Here is a 16,665-nt window from a genome sequence, read left to right on the forward strand (position 1 = left end):
TAAATGGGTAAACCGAAAATTATACTATAGATCTGAGACTTTGCCTGCGCTGGCAAGGTTCCGTTTTTCCAGCAGAAGTTCAGACAGGCGGTGTCGATCACCCGCTGAGAGCGCTCCCTGCTTCGACAGTTCCAGCAGTTCGGTGATCTCGCGGGCAATTGCGTCGCCTTGCAGCTTGCGCAAGGTGTCCTCGAACAGGGTTTCGACAACGGACTCTTCGAACTCCGATTCGTCCTGTTCCGTTCCCAGTCTGGCCAGCGTGTCGCCGTGCGGTGTGTCGCGAAACCGTTCGATCAGAGCGCCAAGTCCGCCGGCCGGGATGGGTTCGCCGAGGCTGACAAGGTCAATGATGGCGATCATTGCGCGTCCCTCGGCGGAGTCGTCCGGGATGAGGTCGATCGGCAGTCGTGCCGCGCGCTCGGGGTGTTGCAGGATGAGGCGCAGCAGGGTGCCGATGGTCGACGGCGGCTTGCGTCGGCCTTGTGGGCGAAGCGGCTCGGTCCGGCGCGGTCCGCGCTTGAAGTCCTGCTTCTGGAAGCTCTGTCGCGGTGGTGCAGCCGGCTTGAATCCGAACGCAAGCTCAACCTCGGTCTGCGTCATCTCGGCGGCTTCGGCAATCGACTTGATGACCTGAAGGCGCAGCATCGGTGCGCCAATGCGGGTAACGAGCGGGCGCGATTCATGGATCAGGCGCGCGCGTCCCTCTGCGGTGTCCAGTTCGCAGCGCTCCTTGAGTTCCTGCAGCAGTACGCTGGCCAGTGGCGATGCGCCCGCGGCGGCCTTGCGGAAGGCATCTGCGCCCTCCTTGCGCACGAAGGAGTCGGGGTCGTGTTCGGCAGGCAGAAACAGGAAAGCGAGCGTGGTGTCGTCGCGCAGCACTTCGAGTGCGTTCTCGAGCGCGCGCCATGCGGCCCGGCGGCCTGCGGCGTCGCCGTCGAAGCAGAATACGATGCGGTCGGTGTGACGCAGCAGGGTGGTGATGTGGTGGGGCGTGGTTGCGGTGCCAAGGGTGGCGACCGCGTTGTCTACGCCGAACTGGGCAAGCGCAACAACGTCCATGTAGCCTTCGACGACAAGGGCGAAGCTGGCGTCCCGGATGGCCTTCTGCGCCAGGTACAGGCCGTAGAGTTCGCGTCCTTTCTCGAACAGCGGCGTTTCCGGCGAGTTGAGGTACTTGGGTTCGCCGCTGTCGAGCACGCGGCCGCCAAAGGCGATGATGCGGCCCCGCCGGTCGTGGATCGGAAACATGATCCGGTGGCGGAAGCGGTCGTAGCGCCGGCCCTGGTCGTTGTCGATGACCAGTCCGGCTTCAGCCAGGTGCTTGCTCTGATAGTCGGGAAACACGCGCTGGAGTGCCTGCCACTCATCGGGAGAGAAGCCGATGCCGAAGCGGGCGGCAACCTCGCCGGAGAGGCCGCGGCGCTTGAGGTAGTCGATTGCTTCGGGGGCGTGCTTGAGCTGATCCCGGTAGAAGCGCGCAGCTTCTGCCATGGCATCGACGAGCTTGGCATTGCCGTCGTCAAGTGCGTTCTGGCCCGGCTTGCCGTCGTCCGGCACCTGCACCCCGGCCTGGTTTGCAAGTTCCTTGACGGCGTCAACGAAGCCGAGGCCGCTGTACTCCATCAGGAAGCCAATTGCGCTCCCGTGCACGCCGCAACCGAAGCAGTGATAGAACTGCTTGCTTGGACTGACGGAGAAGGAGGCTGATTTTTCGCCGTGAAACGGACAGCAGGCGAAATAATTCGCGCCACTCTTTTTGAGAGGCAGGTAGCGCTCGATGACGTCGACAATGTCGACGCGGGCAAGCAGATCCTGAACGAAAGACTGAGGAATCATCGAACAGAAAAAATATCACGCCGGGCGAAGATCATGAAGATCTTCGCCCGGCGTGCAGGCAACCGGTAAAAAACCGGTGCGGGATCAGTAGAGCTTCGGCGGCAGCGTCTGGCTGCGAAGGCGCTTGTGATTGCGCTTCACCGCGGCGGCCAGCTTGCGCTTGCGCTCGGCGGTGGGCTTTTCGTAAAACTCACGCGAGCGCAGCTCAGTCAGCACACCGGTCTTCTCGATCGTGCGCTTGAAGCGACGAATAGCGACTTCAAACGGCTCGTTTTCCTTGACGCGGATACCCGGCATTGCTTACTTCCTTGAGTGTCTGGAGGGCAGAAAGATCGCAAATATAGCGGGTTAGTCAGGCTCTGGCAAGCATCTTGGTATGTTTCATTGCCGAAAAAGCCCTCGCCGGAAGGTAAAATGGCGCATTGACGACCGGGAATGCAGGGAATGAAGGTACTGGGTATCGAGACATCGTGCGACGAAACAGGCGTTGCTGTGTATGACACCGAGGCGGGTTTGCTTGGGCAGAGCCTGCATTCGCAGATTGATCTGCACGCGGTGTACGGCGGGGTCGTGCCCGAGCTCGCCTCGCGCGATCACATCCGGCGTCTGCCCATCCTGGTGCGGCAGGCCCTGGCCGAGGCCGGCCTCGATATCGGAGCGATGGACGCCATCGCGTACACGGCAGGGCCCGGCCTTGCAGGCGCCTTGCTGGTGGGTGCGAGCGTGGCCGAGTCGATGGCGATGGCGGCCGGCATTCCGGCGCTCCCCGTGCATCACCTTGAGGGACACCTGCTGTCGCCACTGCTTGCTGCGGACCCACCGGATTTTCCCTTTGTCGCCTTGCTGGTGTCGGGCGGGCACACGCAGTTGATGGCGGTGACCGGCGTCGGTGCCTACACGCTGCTTGGCGAATCGCTCGACGATGCCGCAGGCGAGGCCTTCGACAAGACGGCGAAGTTGATCGGGCTCGGATATCCGGGCGGCCCCCAACTGGCGGCGCTGGCGCTGCAGGGGACCACCGGGCGCTTCAAGCTGCCGCGGCCGATGTTGCATTCGGGAGACCTGGACTTCAGCTTCAGCGGCCTGAAGACTGCCGTCCTCAATGTGGTCTCGGGGCCCGGATGGCAAGCCGAGTGGGCGGCGGATCTGGCCGCGGATTTTCAGCAGGCGGTAGTGGAAGTGCTGACCGCGAAGTCGCTGGCGGCATTGAAGCAGACGGGGCTGAAGTCGCTGGTCGTGGCAGGTGGCGTGGGTGCCAACGTGCAGTTGCGTGCGGGGCTCGATAGCGCGACGCGCCGCCGCGGGGCCCGGGTGTACTACCCCGAACCTGCGCTGTGCACCGACAACGGCGCGATGATTGCCTTTGCGGGCGCGTTGCGTCTCGCTGGCGGTGCTCGTCCGGAGCAGGCGCCTGGCGTGCGGATCAGGCCGCGATGGCCGCTCGCAGAACTGCTGACGCCAGCCGGAGGGTAGTTCTTGAGGTTGGCAAGTGGGGGTAACTCAGCCTTTCTTGCTGCTGCCCAGCTGGCCTTCGGTGCCGGCCAGCAGGCGCTGGATATTGGCGGTGTGACGCCAGATCAGTACCGCGCTCATGGCAAGCAGCACGGCGATGACCGGATTTGCGCCCAGCAGCAGGTAGCCGGCAATCGGCGAGACGATGGCTGCCCCAAGCGATCCAGCCGACGAGTATCGACTCGCGGCGGCGATCAGCAGCCAGGCTGCAAGGCAGGCAAGCGCAATCCGCCAGTCGATCCCGGCCAGCACGCCAAGTGCGGTGGCGACCCCCTTGCCACCGTTGAAGCGCAGGAAAACCGTGAATACGTGGCCAAGGAAGGCGGCAAAGCCGGCAAGCGCCGCTTCAGGGGCGGTGAAGCCCAGCTTGAGTGCAATCGACACCGCAACCCAGCCCTTGACGCAGTCGCCAATCAGGGTGACGGCTGCCGCGGCCTTGTTGCCGCTGCGCAGTACGTTGGTCGCGCCGGGGTTGCCCGAACCGTAGCTGCGCGGATCCTGCAGGCCGAACAGACGGCTGGAAACCAGCGCAAAAGGAATGGAGCCGAGCAGGTAGGCAGCAACAAGCAAAAGCAGGACAGACATCATTTCTCCGTGACCCCTGAGTTCAGGTGGTCTTGTGATTCGCGCCACACATCGTGCGCAAGCAGCCTGAGCATCCGGCTAGAATTGCGGCGATTCTAATCGGGAAACGACATGGATTTCATCTTCATCGAAGAGTTGCGGGTGCAGGCCTGGGTGGGCATCTATCCGCGAGAGAAGATCGCGCCGCAGACAGTCGAGTTGCATCTGACCTTCGGGGTGCCCGATGCCGCTGCGGAGCAGGACGACATTGCGGATACGATCAATTATGCGGAAGTGATCGAACGTATCCGCGGGGAATTGGCCGAGCGCCACTTCAATCTGATCGAGACACTTGGCGAATTCGTCGTGAACCTGCTGTTCGAGGAGTTCGGTGCGCCGTGGGTAAAAATTCGCATCGCGAAAATCGGTGTGATGAAAGGTGTGCGTCGGGTCGGCGTGTTCATTCAGCGCGGAAGGGAAGGCGTTACCCTGCCGCCGGGAATGAGCTGAAATAGAGGGACGTAAAAAAACCCGGCGCAGCCGGGTTTGAATTTGCGTGAATTCTCAGACCGCGAGTTCTTCGATCGACTTGCCTTGCGCGAGCCAGTCGAGCGCCCACTGCGGCTTGCGGCCGCGACCGCTCCAGCCCTGATCCGGGTTGGCCGGGTTGCGATACTTGATGACGCTGACCTTGGCGGGCTTTTTCGCCTTCGGTGCTTTGGCTGCCTTAGCCGGCTTTGCCGCACCCTTCTCCGGGCTCGAGGTGCCGAGCACGTCATCGAGCGACAGACCTTGCTCGGCTGCCATCTTCTGCATGCGCTTGATCAGGTCGCGTCGCGCAGTGTCGCTGCGGCGCCGAATTTCGGTTTCAACTTTCGATTGCAGGCGGCGCAATTCGGTCAGCGACAGATTGCCAAGTTCCATGATTTCTCTCCGGCTTATGTCCACACCTTGAATGTGGGGATGTTGATCCTGCTGTTTGATGCAATTGCACGGGCGTATTCTGACAGCAAACCACACTGAAAATAAAACGTTTTTTCTGAAATCCGGATAACTTGCGTTTTGCAGTTGTCAATTCGTCCGCGCCAGGACCGGTGCAAAGCGCTCAGTTTGCAACCTGAACAAGCTGGGCCTGCAATACGCGAATCAGATCGTGCGGGTGGATGCCGACCAGATAGCCGCGCTTGCCGCCATTGATATAGATCAGCGGCAGGTCGAGAATCGATTTTTCCATGTAAACGGGCATTTTCTTGCGGGTGCCAAATGGCGACGTTCCGCCGATCAGAAAACCCGAGTGCCGGTTGGCGACCTCCGGCTTGCAAGGTTCGATGCGCTTGTGGCCGGTCTGTCGCGCCAGTTCCTTGGTTGAAACCTTGTGGTCCCCGTGCATGAGCATGACAAGCGGTTGACCGTTTTCGTCTTCCATGATCAGGGTTTTGATTACGGCGTGTTCGGACACATTCAATTCACGTGAGGAAACCTCCGTCCCGCCGTGCTCTTCATATTCGTAGAGGTGATCGGAGTGGGCGATCCCGTGCTGTCGCAAGAAGCGGGTTGCGGGTGTTTCCGGTGCGTGCTTTTCAATTTTGCTCATGATCGGATTTCCTGATGACGGCAATATCGCGTGACGGTCATTAATGGCTGCGAGTTGGCAAAAGATCCGCCAGTCTCGTAGTTCAGGCACGCGGGTGATGAAGTTGGTGAAGTTGTTTCAAGCGTTCGCGGGCGACATGCGTATAAACCTGTGTGGTCGAAATGTCCGCGTGCCCGAGCAGCATTTGCACTACCCGCAGATCGGCGCCGTGATTGAGCAGGTGGGTGGCAAATGCATGTCGAACCGTGTGCGGTGATATACGCTGTGCCGGAATGCCGACCTGCACGGCGTATTGCTTGATGATCCGCCAGAACATCTGTCTTGTCATGCCGCTGCCGCGCCGGGTGACAAAAATGGCATCGCAATTGCGTCCGGCGAGCAAGGTGTTGCGGGCGCCGCCAACGTAGCGGGCAATCCATTCGGAAGCAATTTCACCGAGCGGAACGAGTCGTTCCTTGCTGCCTTTACCCATGATGCGGATCACCCCCTCGTTCAAGCTGATTGCGAACAGCTTGAGCTCGGTCAATTCGGAAACGCGCAGGCCGCATGCATACAAAACTTCCAGCATGCAGCGATCCCGGATGCCGAGTTCGGTGTCGGTGTCGGGGGCGGCAAGCAGGGCTTCGACCTGCGCTTCCGAAAGCGTTTTTGGAAAACGGTCGGAGGGTAAGGGTGAATCCAGTTGCAGGGTAGGGTCTTCGCTGATGCGGCCCTGCGTCAGCAGATGGCGATAATAGCGCCGCCAGGCCGATAGCAGCCGACGCTGGCTGGTGGACTTGGCGCGCAGACTGAACTCGGCCAGATAGGCGCTCAGTTCGGCTGCCGGTGCCGATTGAAGGGGAATGCCGCGCGCAGCGAGCCACTTGCCGAACAAGGCGAGGTCGCTGCGGTAGCCGGACAGGGTGTTGCGCGCCAGTCCGTGTTCCAGCCACAGGGTGTCGACGAAGGCGTCAAGCTCATCACGCAAGGTGTCGGGCAGGGGGGGCGCAGGTGTCCGGCTCATTGCATCTCGTTGTTCAGCAACCAGCGCTTGGCCGCAATCAGATAGCCGTCGCGGGCATTGGCAAAGCCGCCGATGCTGTTCGCTGCGACAACGCGGTGGCAGGGGACAGCAAGCGGAAACGGGTTGGCGCCACAGGCCTGCCCGACGGCGCGTGGGGCGCTGCCGAGCATGCGGGCAATGTCGCCGTAGGTGCGCACCTCGCCCGGCGGGATGGCCTGCAGTGCCGCTCGCACCTGGCACTGAAAGCTCGTGCCGCACGCAGCGAGGGGGAGCACCAGCGCCTGTTGTGGCGCTGCGATCCAGTCGCGGATGCGGTCGGCGATGGCTGCAGCAAGCGGTGAACACGGTGCTTGCTCCGGCGTGTCTGGCGGCAGAAATACCATCTCGGTGACGCTATCGCCGGCGATACGGATGCCGAACTTGCCGAAGGGCAGGTTCAGCACGGCGGCGAATGCTTGCTGTCGGGCTTGCCGTGTGGGCATCGTGTTACCTGGGTGCTGGCGCCGTCCCCGCAGCGAGTGCGGATGCGCCGTCGATCACGGGGCTGAAAGCGGAACGCCCGTGCAATGACGGGCGTTCCAATGCTATCCGTTCGATAAACGGTGCGATAGTGCTTCGAGCGCAATCAGCGGCGGATTTCTCCGTTGCCGAAAACGATCCACTTCTGGCTGGTCAGGCCTTCAAGTCCGACGGGGCCGCGGGCGTGAATCTTGTCGGTCGAAATTCCGATCTCCGCGCCGAGTCCGTATTCGAAACCATCTGCGAAACGCGTAGACGCATTCACCATGACGGAGGCCGAATCAACCTCGCGCAGAAAGCGCATGGCGTTCGTGTAGTTCTCGGTCAGGATCGACTCGGTGTGCCCCGAACTGTAGGTGTTGATGTGCTCGATGGCTTCATCCAGGCCGGCAACGATCTTCACCGCGATGATTGGTCCGAGGTACTCCTCGCTCCAGTCCTGCTCTGTCGCGGCCACGAGCTTGTCGGCGGCAATGCCGGCCTCTGTCAGCAGCGCGAGCGATTCCGGGCAGGCGCGCATCTCGACGCCTTTGCCGGCGAGCATGGTGCCGATGGCGGGCAGGCACAGGTCGGCCACGGTGCGCGAAACGAGCAGCGACTCGGCGGTGTTGCAGGTGCCGTAGCGCTGGGTCTTTGAGTTCTCGACGATCGGTACGATACGCGCCGGATCGGCTTCGTCATCAACGTACACATGGCAGTTGCCATCGAGGTGCTTGATCACGGGAACCCTGGATTCGCGCGAGATGCGTTCGATCAGGCCCTTGCCACCACGCGGCACGATCACGTCCACGAACTCGGGCATGGTGATGAGGGCGCCGACGGCAGCGCGGTCGGTGGTGTCGACAACCTGTACCGCATGTTCGGGCAGGCCGGCTGCGGCGAGTCCGTTGCGCACGCATTCGGCAATCGCCTGGTTGCAGTGCAGGGCCTCGCTGCCGCCGCGCAGGATGGCAGCATTGCCAGACTTGAGGCACAGCGCGGCAGCGTCCGCCGTCACGTTTGGACGGGCTTCGTAGATGATGCCGATGACACCGAGCGGTACCCGCATCTTGCCAACCTGGATGCCAGAGGGGCGGCGCTTGACGTCGGTGATCTCGCCGACCGGGTCGGGCAGGGCAGCGACCTGTTCGAGGCCGATGGCGATGGCTTCGACCCCCTTCTCAGTGAGCGTCAGGCGGTCGATCATGGACGGCTCAAGACCGGAACGACGCGCAGCTTCAAGGTCCTGCGCGTTGGCCGCAAGCAGGGTGGCGGCGCGTGCGCGAATGTCGGCTGCCATGGCCAGCAGGGCAGTGTTCTTGGCCTCGGACGAAGCCGCAGCCAGCAGACGGGATGCCGCACGGGCCTGCCGTCCAAGAGTTTGCATGTAGTTCTGGATGTCCATCTGTATCTTCGCAGCGCTAGAGCCAAACAGGAATTAAAGCATTGAAAGCGCTTCGTGTGGTTCGCTTGTGCAATCCGCTCATTGAACTTATCGGCGGGCGAGCCGGAGCGCCAGTTGCAGAAACTCGTCCCAGACATCGCCAGCAACCAGCCCCTTGATCATGCGATCGATGCGCGCGGCGTGCATCAGCGCGGCGCGCAGCCCCGACTGGCTCAGGCGCTCCAGCGCCCGACCGAGTGCCTGCTGACGCTTGTTGTCGAAGATGCGCTCGCTCTTGAACAGCGCGGCGAGCGGCTGTCCTGCATCGCGCCCGGCGCGCAGACTGGCGAGACTGCGGGTTTCGTTGGCGAGTGCCCACAGGATCAGCGGCGGTGCGGCGCCTTCTCCCTTCAGCCCTTCCAGAAGTCGCGCACAGCGTGCGGGGGCGCCTTCGAGTACCGCCTGCCGCAGCTTGTCGATGTCGTAACGTGCAACGTTGAGGACGGCGTCCTGAATCTGTTCGAGGCTGAGCTTGCCTTCCGGATGCAGCAGGCCAAGCTTGCGGATCTCCTGGTGGGCCGCAAGCAGGTTGCCTTCGACGTGGTCCGCGATGAAGCTCAGTGCTTCGGGGTCGGCAGACTGCTGCTGGGCGGCAAGGCGATGCGCGATCCAGGCAGGGAGGCGTTCGCGCTCGGGCGCATTGAGCTCGATGATGATGCCGTGCTCGCCGAGCGCCTTGAACCAGGCCGTCTTGCGCGTCTGCCAGTCGAGTTCGGGGAGCGTGATCAGGGTGAGCACGCCCGCAGGCAAGTGGGCGAGGTAGCGTTGCAGTGCGTCTCCGCCTTCGCGGCCCGGCTTGCCTGTGGGAATGCGCAGGTCGACCAGCTTTTCGCCGCCGAACAGCGACATGTTGCCGGCCGCCATGGTCAGGCTTTCCCAGCGGAAACCCTGGCCGACGACCAGCGTTTCACGTTCGGAGAAGCCCTGCCGCCTGGCGCTTGCCCGGATTGCATCGCCGGCCTCAAGCACGAGCAGGGGCTCGTTGCCGAAAAGCACCCAGAGCGGCGCAAGCGGCTTGTCGAGCTGGCTTGCGAGCTGGTCTGGCCTGAGGTTCACTGGGGCCGGCGATAGGCCGCCAGGCGGCGCATGATCTGCTGCACGAGATCGGCCTGCATGTCGCGATAGAGCAGCGTTTCTTCCTGCTCCTTGCCGAGCACCTCTTCATCGTCGAAGGTGTACTCGCGCTGTCCCGAGATGTTCGTGGGCGGAATCAGCTCGGTGTTCTTGCTGTCGATGAGGCGGAAACGGATACGCTGCGTAAGCTGGTACTCGCGTACCGTCCCGGAACTCGTCAGGCTGAGAATTTCCCGGCCACGCTCGTTTGCAAGAATCTGAAGCCTGGCTTCGGCCTTGCTCGCATCCTCGGTAATCGTCGTTGTACCGCTGAGTTCCACCTTGCGGCGGATCGCGGAGCCAAGGTCGGAGAACTGGCTGGCACTGACATGCAGGGTGGAGAAGGCAAGGGGCTGAGGCCCGCGCAGGTGGAAGCCACAGCCGGCAAGCATGGCTGAGGCTGCGAGTGCCGCGCCTGCTTTGAGCAGGCGGCGGCGGGCAGAGTTGGAGTGCATGAGTGCGTCCTCAGACCACGATATTGATCAGGCGGCCGGGAACGACGACGACTTTCTTCGGCGGCTTCCCTTCCATGAACTTCTGTGCGGCTTCGGAGGCCAGTCCGAGCGCTTCGATCTCGGCCTTGCTGGCGGCTGCGGCAACCTTGATGCTGCCGCGCAGCTTGCCGTTGACCTGCACCATCAGTTCGAGCTCGTCCTGCTTGAGTGCTGCTTCGAGTGGCTCGGGCCAGCTTGCGACGAGGATGTCCTCACCGTAGCCACAGTCCTTCCACAGCGCGTGCGCGATATGGGGCGTGATCGGTGACAGCAGGCGCAGCAGGATGGAAAGGCCCTCTTCGGTCAGCTCTGCGTGGGCCGCAGCGTTGTCGCGCGGCGCTTTTTCGAGCGCGTTGAGGATCTTCATCGCCGCCGACACCACGGTGTTGAACTGGTGCTTGCCGAAGTCGTAGTTGGCCTGCTTCAGGTGGGTGTGGATCTCGCGGCGAACGTCGGCCAGCGCCGCCGGCAGCGTGCCCGCTGCCATCTGGCGCTGGGCCGGCAGTGCAGCACGCATTTCGCTGCTGAAAACGTGGCCTAGGTTCCATACCCGGCGCAGGAAGCGCGACGCGCCCTCGACACCGGAGTCGGACCATTCGAGCTGCTGGTCGGGTGGGGCGGCGAACATGGTGAACAGGCGCGCGGTATCCGCGCCGTACTGGTCCACCAGGGCCTGCGGGTCGACGCCGTTGTTCTTCGACTTCGCCATCTTCTCGACGCCGCCGATCACGACCGGCAGGCCGTCGCTGGTGAGCTTGGCAGCCACGATGCGACCGCGTTCGTCGCGTTCGACGGTGACGTCGGCCGGGTTGATCCACTGCTTCTTGCCACCGTCGAGGTCGCGGTAATAGGTTTCGGCGACCACCATGCCCTGGGTGAGCAGGTTGGCGAAGGGCTCGGACACGTTCACCAGGCCGCAATCGCGCATGGCGCGGGTGAAAAAGCGGGAGTAGAGCAGGTGCAGAATGGCGTGTTCGATGCCGCCGATGTACTGGTCTACCGGCGCCCAGTAATTGACGCGCTCATCGACCATCGCGGTGGTGCTGTCGGCACAGGCATAGCGCAGGAAGTACCAGGACGATTCGACGAAGGTGTCCATGGTGTCGGTCTCGCGCTTGGCCGGCTTGCCGCACTTGGGGCAGCTGCAGTCGTAGAACGAGGCCATCTTGGCCAGCGGCGAGCCGCGGCCGGTCACTTCGACGTTCTCGGGCAGGACTACCGGCAGCTGCTCGTCAGGTACGGGCACGTCACCGCAGTCGTCGCAGTGGATCATCGGGATCGGGCAGCCCCAGTAGCGCTGGCGCGAAATGCCCCAGTCGCGCAGGCGGTACTGCACGCGCTTGTTGCCCAGGCCCTTGGCTTCGAGGTCGGCAGCGATGGCATCAACCGCATCCTGGAAATGCAGGCCGTCGTACTTGCCGGAATTGACCAGTCGGCCCGGTTCGGCATAGGCGTCGATCCACGGCGATACGGTCTGTTCGTAGGCGTCGCGGGTGGAGCGCACGACCATCGTGATCGGCAGCTTGTAGCGGGTGGCAAACGCAAAGTCACGTTCGTCGTGGGCGGGAACCGCCATCACTGCGCCTTCGCCGTAGCCCATCAGCACGTAGTTGGCGACCCACACCGGCAGGTATTCGCCGGTAATCGGGTGCACCACACGCAGGCCGGTGGGCATGCCCTTCTTTTCCATGGTGGCGAGGTCGGCTTCGGCGACACCGCCACGCTTGCATTCTTCGATGAAGGCAGCGAGTTCAGCGTTGCCTGCTGCCGCCTGGGTGGCGAGCGGGTGTTCGGCTGCGACCGCAACGTAGGTTGCGCCCATCAGCGTGTCGGCGCGGGTGGTGAACACCTTCAGTACGCCGGATGCGCCAATGGTCGAGAGGTCGTAGGGGAAATGCACCTCGACCCCTTCCGAGCGCCCGATCCAGTTCTTCTGCATCAGCTTGACCTGCTCCGGCCAGCCGGACAGGCCATCCAGCGCCTCAAGCAGTTCGTCGGCGTAAGCGGTGATCTTCATGTAATACATGGGGATCTCGCGCTTTTCCACCAGCGCGCCGGAACGCCAGCCGCGCCCGTCGATGACCTGCTCGTTGGCAAGCACGGTGTCGTCGACCGGGTCCCAGTTCACCGTACCGAGGCGCTTGTAGATCAGGCCCTTCTCGTACAGACGAGTAAACAGCCACTGCTCCCAGCGGTAGTACTCGGGCGTGCAGGTGGCAATTTCACGCGACCAGTCGATGGCGAAGCCCAGGCGCTTGAGCTGGGTCTTCATGTAATCGATGTTGGCGTAGGTCCATTTGGCGGGCGGCACGTTGTTCTGGATGGCCGCATTCTCGGCGGGCATGCCGAAAGCGTCCCAGCCCATGGGCTGCAGCACGTTGTAGCCGCGCATGCGGTGGAAGCGCGCCAGTACGTCGCCGATGGTGTAGTTGCGCACGTGTCCCATGTGCAGCTTGCCCGACGGGTAAGGGAACATCGACAGGCAGTAGTACTTGGGACGGCTGGCATCTTCGGATACACGGAAGGCCGAGGTGGCATCCCAGTGCTGCTGGGCGGCCGTTTCGACGGCGGCGGGCTGGTATTTGTCCTGCATGGGCGGGGTGCGTGCGCTCAAAGCGTTGAAAACGCGAAAGTATATCGCGAAGCCCGGTGCTGGCGCTCGGGCAGTCGGGTCTGAGTGCCAAATCCTTTGCCTGTGCGGCGCAGGAAAGCCTGCCTTTTACGCGCTTCAGCAAAAAAAATGGCACCCGGCGAAGGGGCCGGATGCCAAATCTCCGATGAAGGAGAGGGAGGGAGGGGGTGGGCGTCGCCGCTGGGGCGCTGCGCTTGAATTCGTACCGATCAGGCCGCCTTCTGGGGTTTGATCTCGGTCTGGCGCTGCCAGTTGGCCGACATGGCCTTGAACATGTCTTCCATCGCTGTCAGTGGCATGTTCCACATGCGCTGCTGGCTGCGAAGAATGGGCGTAACACAGGGCGTGCACAGGGTTTCCTTCTCGGCGTCGAGGAGGTTGAGGAATATGTCGATGGCTGCACCCCAGTACTCTGCGTTGCCAACCCAGCCGGTCTCGGTGGTGGCTTCGCGGACTGCCTTGCGCCAAAGGGAATTGGCGCGCTCGATGGGGACGCCGGCCTTGCGAGCGTACCAGGGAAGTAGTTTGGGTGCTTTCATCTGTGTTCTCCGTATGGCCGGGGTAGGCCTGCGTGCGCTTTAGGGGCCTTGTGGGCCTGTGCTTTGCGCTCCGTATGCTGTGCTGCGTCAAGTAACGATGGCTTCTTATGAACCATTCTATAAGGTATCTGGCAAAAAGAACGTGAAAAAGTTCATCAATTTGTTGCTGTGCACAATTTAAGCCTATCGCAGCAGCTACAGGGGATCAAGCGCCTGTCTCAAAATCACAGCATTAGTCCATTAGTTATAGTAATGAGTGCTCGCACACTCCTGACCCGCGCTAGCGGGCTGTGCAAGGTCAGCGGTTAGAATGGCGGCAGTAAAGGAAAACTCATGTCCCAACTGCTTGCCAATCTGAATCCCGAACAACTTCAGGCCGTTACCCTGCCGCCGCAGCATGCCCTCATCCTCGCGGGCGCCGGCTCTGGAAAAACCCGCGTCCTGACCACCCGCATTGCCTGGCTCATCCAGTCCGGCCAGGTCGACCCGTCCGGCATCCTGGCGGTCACCTTCACCAACAAGGCGGCAAAGGAGATGCTCGCCCGTCTCGGTGCGATGCTGCCGATCAGTCCGCGTGGCATGTGGGTCGGCACCTTCCATGGTCTGTGCAACCGGTTGTTGCGCGCCCATCACCGTGATGCCGGGCTGCCGCAGCTGTTCCAGATCCTTGACTCTGCCGATCAGCTGGCCGCAATCAAGCGTTTGCTGAAGACGCTGAATGTCGACGACGAAAAATTTCCGCCGCGTGAGCTCCAGCACTTCATCAATGGCCAGAAAGAGGCGGGAAACCGCCCCCATGCCGTCGAAGCCTGGGACGACTTTACAAAGCAGCGCGTTCAGCTCTATCAGGAGTATGAAGCCCAGTGCCAGCGCGAGTCTGTTGTGGATTTTGCGGAGTTGCTGCTGCGCACTTACGAGTTGCTCGAACGCAATGAACCGATTCGTCGCCATTATCAGCGGCGCTTCCGGCACATCCTGGTCGACGAGTTTCAGGACACCAACCGCTTGCAGTACCGGTGGTTGAAGCTGCTGGCAGCAGACGGTGCCGAGGGCGGCGCAGCCTTGCTGTGCGTGGGGGACGACGACCAGAGTATCTACCGGTTTCGTGGCGCTGAAGTGGGCAACATGCGCGACTTCGAGCGCGAATTTCAGGTGAAAAACGTCATTCGGCTCGAGCAGAACTATCGCTCGTACAGCAATATCCTGGATGCGGCGAATGCGATCATCCGCTTCAATACGCACCGCCTGGGCAAGAATCTGTGGACCGACCAGGGGGCGGGTGAGCCGATCCGTATCTTCGAAGCCTATGCCGACTCTGATGAGGCGCGCTGGATCGTGGAGGAGATACAGGGGCTGGTGCGCGATGGTCGTTCCCGCGCCGAGATTGCGCTGCTTTACCGTTCAAATGCGCAGTCGCGCGTGCTGGAGCATCGCCTTTTCTCGGCCGGTATTCCGTACCGGGTCTATGGCGGCCTGCGCTTTTTCGAGCGCCAGGAGATCAAGCACGCCCTTGCCTATCTGCGCCTGATCGCCAATCCGGACGATGACACCGCGTTTGCGCGGGTGGTGAATTTTCCCACGCGCGGGATTGGAGCGCGCTCGATCGAGGTGTTGCAGGACGCCGCGCGCACCTATAACACCAGCCTGTATGCCACCGTGCCGCACCTGACCGGCAAGGCGGGAACCGCGCTGGGTCAGTTCCTGAGGATGATCGAGGATCTGCGGCGTGATACCGGGCCGCTGACCCTTCCCGAGCTCATCGATCACGTGCTGGACCGCTCCGGTCTTCGAGATCACTACAAAAGCGAGAAAGAGGGCAGCGAGCGCCTGGAGAACCTGGACGAACTGCTGAACGCGGCCGCCAACTTCGTTGCGGAGCAGCAGGCGGGTGCGCCCGGAGCCGATCCCGCCGATCCCGGCGAGCACCGTCAGCTTGCGGACTTTCTTGCCCATGCGTCGCTCGAGGCCGGTGATCATCAGGCGGATCAGGGTGCGGATGCCGTGCAGTTGATGACCGTGCATTCGTCCAAGGGCCTGGAATTCGATGTGGTCTTCCTGTCCGGGCTGGAAGAGGGGCTGTTTCCGCACGAGAACAGCATTCTCGAAGCCGAGGGGCTGGAGGAGGAGCGGCGGCTGATGTATGTGGCGGTGACTCGCGCCAGGGAGCGGCTGTACCTGTCATTCGCGCAGAGCCGGATGCTTCATGGCCAGACCCGCTACAACCTGCGCTCACGGTTTCTTGAGGAGATTCCGGCCGGGCTCACCAAGTGGCTCAGTCCGCCGAGTCCGCGTGCTGCGCTTGGTGGTGCGACCGGTGGCGCAGGCGGGGCCTACTTCACGTCGTCCGCAAAACCGGCCGCAACGCAGCGTGAACCGCGGCCGGCGTTTGCCAGTTTGCCCGGCGGTCTGCGCATCGGCCAGAACGTGAGTCACGCCAAGTTCGGGCAGGGCGTGATCGTCGCCGCCGAGGGCGGTGGCAGTGACGCCCGGGTGCAGGTCAATTTCGGCTCGGCCGGGATGAAGTGGCTGCTGCTCGCAGTGGCCAAGCTCGACCCGGCCTGAGGGTCTTCTCGAGGCGGCGGGCCCGCGGGCCCGTGCCGCTCAGGCGCCGTACTTGCGTGCCAGATTGTCGTGCAGGGAGACGAATTCCTGCGCGAGTTTGTGCTTGGGTTCGAGGTGGATCATTGGCTTGGCCTGTTCGTGTGACTCCTTGATCTTCACCGAGGCCGACAGGTAGGGCTCAAGCACGGGCAAGCCTTCATCGATCAGTTCCTGCACCACTTTCTGTGGGAGGCTGGCGCGGGCCTGGAACTGGTTCACCACGATGCCTTCAACTCTGAGGTCGCGGTTGTGGTCGGCCTTGATCTCCTCCACGTTCTCAAGCAGGGAGTAGAGCGCGCGGCGTGAGAAGTCGTCGCAATCGAACGGGATCAGGCACGCGTTGGCGGCAATCAGGGCCGAGCGGGTGTAGAAGTTGAGCGCCGGCGGGGTGTCGATGTAGACGCAGTCGTAGTCCCCGGCAAGTTCATCGAGTGCATCACGCAATTTGTAGATCTTGTAGCGCGATTCCAGCTTGCTTTGCAGCTCTTCCAGCTGTGGGTGGGAGGGCATGACGTGCAGGCCGTCGAAAGGGCTGGCGACGATGAAGTCGCCGGTTGCTTTCGGATTGAGCTTGAAGTTGAGCGTCTGGTCGAAGAAGTCTGCGAGCGTGCTGTCGAGCGAGTCGCCCGATACGCCGAGAAGGTATTGCGTGGAGTTGCCCTGCGGATCGAGGTCGATGACCAGCGTACGCTTGCCCTGTTGGGCGCTGATTGCTGCCAGATTGCAGGTAATGGTGGATTTGCCGACCCCACCTTTCTGATTGAACACCACGCGTCGCATCGTCGATTCCCCTCCGGTTGTTGCGGCATTGTGCCAAAAATCGGCAAACCTATCC

General features: G+C 62.4%; 16 protein-coding genes. 3 read left to right on the forward strand and 13 right to left on the reverse strand.

Annotated elements, in window-relative coordinates; all coding sequences use genetic code 11:
* Positions 1-24: 24 nt before the first annotated feature.
* Both dnaG and rpsU read right to left on the reverse strand, forming a co-directional pair.
* Entirely contained in the window at positions 25-1,836 is a 1,812-nt protein-coding gene (gene dnaG / locus CEW83_RS20255; RefSeq protein WP_108950974.1) for a DNA primase, read from the reverse strand.
* An 84-nt stretch (positions 1,837-1,920) separates the two neighbouring features.
* Positions 1,921-2,133 (reverse strand): 30S ribosomal protein S21, encoded by a 213-nt coding sequence (gene rpsU, locus CEW83_RS20260; RefSeq protein ID WP_002924646.1) that lies wholly within the window; start codon positions 2,131-2,133, stop codon positions 1,921-1,923.
* A 147-nt stretch (positions 2,134-2,280) separates the two neighbouring features.
* Here rpsU and tsaD point away from each other — a divergent pair, with 147 nt between their 5' ends.
* On the forward strand, positions 2,281-3,309 hold the full coding sequence (tsaD, locus tag CEW83_RS20265; protein WP_108950975.1) for a tRNA (adenosine(37)-N6)-threonylcarbamoyltransferase complex transferase subunit TsaD: 1,029 nt from the start codon (positions 2,281-2,283) through the stop codon (positions 3,307-3,309).
* Between the two features lie 27 nt (positions 3,310-3,336).
* Here tsaD and plsY read toward each other — a convergent pair whose 3' ends face one another.
* Positions 3,337-3,933 carry a glycerol-3-phosphate 1-O-acyltransferase PlsY gene (plsY, locus tag CEW83_RS20270; protein WP_199915171.1) on the reverse strand — a complete coding sequence of 199 codons (597 nt, stop codon included), beginning with the start codon at positions 3,931-3,933 and terminating at the stop codon, positions 3,337-3,339.
* Between the two features lie 111 nt (positions 3,934-4,044).
* On the opposite strand from plsY, the gene CEW83_RS20275 reads away from it, so the two are divergent.
* The gene (locus tag CEW83_RS20275; protein ID WP_108950977.1) at positions 4,045-4,422 is read left to right on the forward strand and encodes a dihydroneopterin aldolase; all 378 of its coding nucleotides are present in this window, start codon (positions 4,045-4,047) and stop codon (positions 4,420-4,422) included.
* Between the two features lie 54 nt (positions 4,423-4,476).
* Here the strand turns inward: CEW83_RS20275 and CEW83_RS20280 are convergent, their stop codons facing one another.
* The 9 genes from CEW83_RS20280 to CEW83_RS20320 all read right to left on the reverse strand — a co-directional run bounded on the left by CEW83_RS20280 (position 4,477) and on the right by CEW83_RS20320 (position 13,229).
* On the reverse strand, positions 4,477-4,836 hold the full coding sequence (locus CEW83_RS20280) for an H-NS family nucleoid-associated regulatory protein (protein ID WP_108950978.1): 360 nt from the start codon (positions 4,834-4,836) through the stop codon (positions 4,477-4,479).
* A gap of 181 nt (positions 4,837-5,017) precedes the next feature.
* A complete protein-coding gene (ybaK, locus tag CEW83_RS20285; protein ID WP_108950979.1) occupies positions 5,018-5,506 on the reverse strand; it encodes a Cys-tRNA(Pro) deacylase in 489 nt (162 codons plus the stop codon).
* 82 nt (positions 5,507-5,588) lie between these two features.
* Positions 5,589-6,509, reverse strand: coding sequence for a site-specific tyrosine recombinase XerD (gene xerD, locus CEW83_RS20290; protein ID WP_108950980.1), 921 nt, complete (start codon positions 6,507-6,509; stop codon positions 5,589-5,591).
* Entirely contained in the window at positions 6,506-6,991 is a 486-nt protein-coding gene (locus tag CEW83_RS20295; RefSeq protein WP_108950981.1) for a methylated-DNA--[protein]-cysteine S-methyltransferase, read from the reverse strand. The genes xerD and CEW83_RS20295 overlap by 4 nt, the downstream gene beginning before the upstream one ends.
* A gap of 143 nt (positions 6,992-7,134) precedes the next feature.
* Positions 7,135-8,412 (reverse strand): glutamate-5-semialdehyde dehydrogenase, encoded by a 1,278-nt coding sequence (locus tag CEW83_RS20300; RefSeq protein WP_108950982.1) that lies wholly within the window; start codon positions 8,410-8,412, stop codon positions 7,135-7,137.
* An 87-nt stretch (positions 8,413-8,499) separates the two neighbouring features.
* Complete coding sequence (gene holA, locus CEW83_RS20305; protein WP_108950983.1) at positions 8,500-9,507, reverse strand: DNA polymerase III subunit delta; 1,008 nt, start codon at positions 9,505-9,507, stop codon at positions 8,500-8,502.
* On the reverse strand, positions 9,504-10,019 hold the full coding sequence (lptE, locus tag CEW83_RS20310) for an LPS assembly lipoprotein LptE (RefSeq protein ID WP_108950984.1): 516 nt from the start codon (positions 10,017-10,019) through the stop codon (positions 9,504-9,506). The genes holA and lptE overlap by 4 nt, the downstream gene beginning before the upstream one ends.
* 10 nt (positions 10,020-10,029) lie before the next feature.
* Positions 10,030-12,651: a leucine--tRNA ligase gene (gene leuS / locus CEW83_RS20315; RefSeq protein ID WP_108950985.1), complete on the reverse strand. Its 2,622-nt coding sequence runs from the start codon at positions 12,649-12,651 to the stop codon at positions 10,030-10,032.
* 248 nt (positions 12,652-12,899) lie between these two features.
* Positions 12,900-13,229 (reverse strand): hypothetical protein, encoded by a 330-nt coding sequence (locus CEW83_RS20320; RefSeq protein ID WP_108950986.1) that lies wholly within the window; start codon positions 13,227-13,229, stop codon positions 12,900-12,902.
* A 333-nt stretch (positions 13,230-13,562) separates the two neighbouring features.
* Here CEW83_RS20320 and CEW83_RS20325 point away from each other — a divergent pair, with 333 nt between their 5' ends.
* Positions 13,563-15,791: a UvrD-helicase domain-containing protein gene (locus tag CEW83_RS20325; protein ID WP_108950987.1), complete on the forward strand. Its 2,229-nt coding sequence runs from the start codon at positions 13,563-13,565 to the stop codon at positions 15,789-15,791.
* Between the two features lie 39 nt (positions 15,792-15,830).
* Here CEW83_RS20325 and CEW83_RS20330 read toward each other — a convergent pair whose 3' ends face one another.
* A complete protein-coding gene (locus tag CEW83_RS20330) occupies positions 15,831-16,610 on the reverse strand; it encodes a ParA family protein (protein ID WP_108950988.1) in 780 nt (259 codons plus the stop codon).
* Positions 16,611-16,665: the final 55 nt, after the last annotated feature.

The organism is Parazoarcus communis, from assembly GCF_003111645.1.
GTDB lineage: Bacteria > Pseudomonadota > Gammaproteobacteria > Burkholderiales > Rhodocyclaceae > Parazoarcus > Parazoarcus communis_A.

Excerpts from the sequence above, each read along its gene's own strand:
- dnaG (WP_108950974.1), bottom strand. The coding sequence starts at position 1,836 with ATGATTCCTCAGTCTTTCGTTCAGGATCTGCTTGCCCGCGTCGACATT.
- rpsU (WP_002924646.1), bottom strand. The coding sequence starts at position 2,133 with ATGCCGGGTATCCGCGTCAAGGAAAACGAGCCGTTTGAAGTCGCTATT.
- tsaD (WP_108950975.1), top strand. The coding sequence starts at position 2,281 with ATGAAGGTACTGGGTATCGAGACATCGTGCGACGAAACAGGCGTTGCT.
- plsY (WP_199915171.1), bottom strand. The coding sequence starts at position 3,933 with ATGTCTGTCCTGCTTTTGCTTGTTGCTGCCTACCTGCTCGGCTCCATT.
- CEW83_RS20275 (WP_108950977.1), top strand. The coding sequence starts at position 4,045 with ATGGATTTCATCTTCATCGAAGAGTTGCGGGTGCAGGCCTGGGTGGGC.
- CEW83_RS20280 (WP_108950978.1), bottom strand. The coding sequence starts at position 4,836 with ATGGAACTTGGCAATCTGTCGCTGACCGAATTGCGCCGCCTGCAATCG.
- ybaK (WP_108950979.1), bottom strand. The coding sequence starts at position 5,506 with ATGAGCAAAATTGAAAAGCACGCACCGGAAACACCCGCAACCCGCTTC.
- xerD (WP_108950980.1), bottom strand. The coding sequence starts at position 6,509 with ATGAGCCGGACACCTGCGCCCCCCCTGCCCGACACCTTGCGTGATGAG.
- CEW83_RS20295 (WP_108950981.1), bottom strand. The coding sequence starts at position 6,991 with ATGCCCACACGGCAAGCCCGACAGCAAGCATTCGCCGCCGTGCTGAAC.
- CEW83_RS20300 (WP_108950982.1), bottom strand. The coding sequence starts at position 8,412 with ATGGACATCCAGAACTACATGCAAACTCTTGGACGGCAGGCCCGTGCG.
- lptE (WP_108950984.1), bottom strand. The coding sequence starts at position 10,019 with ATGCACTCCAACTCTGCCCGCCGCCGCCTGCTCAAAGCAGGCGCGGCA.
- leuS (WP_108950985.1), bottom strand. The coding sequence starts at position 12,651 with ATGCAGGACAAATACCAGCCCGCCGCCGTCGAAACGGCCGCCCAGCAG.
- CEW83_RS20320 (WP_108950986.1), bottom strand. The coding sequence starts at position 13,229 with ATGAAAGCACCCAAACTACTTCCCTGGTACGCTCGCAAGGCCGGCGTC.
- CEW83_RS20325 (WP_108950987.1), top strand. The coding sequence starts at position 13,563 with ATGTCCCAACTGCTTGCCAATCTGAATCCCGAACAACTTCAGGCCGTT.
- CEW83_RS20330 (WP_108950988.1), bottom strand. The coding sequence starts at position 16,610 with ATGCGACGCGTGGTGTTCAATCAGAAAGGTGGGGTCGGCAAATCCACC.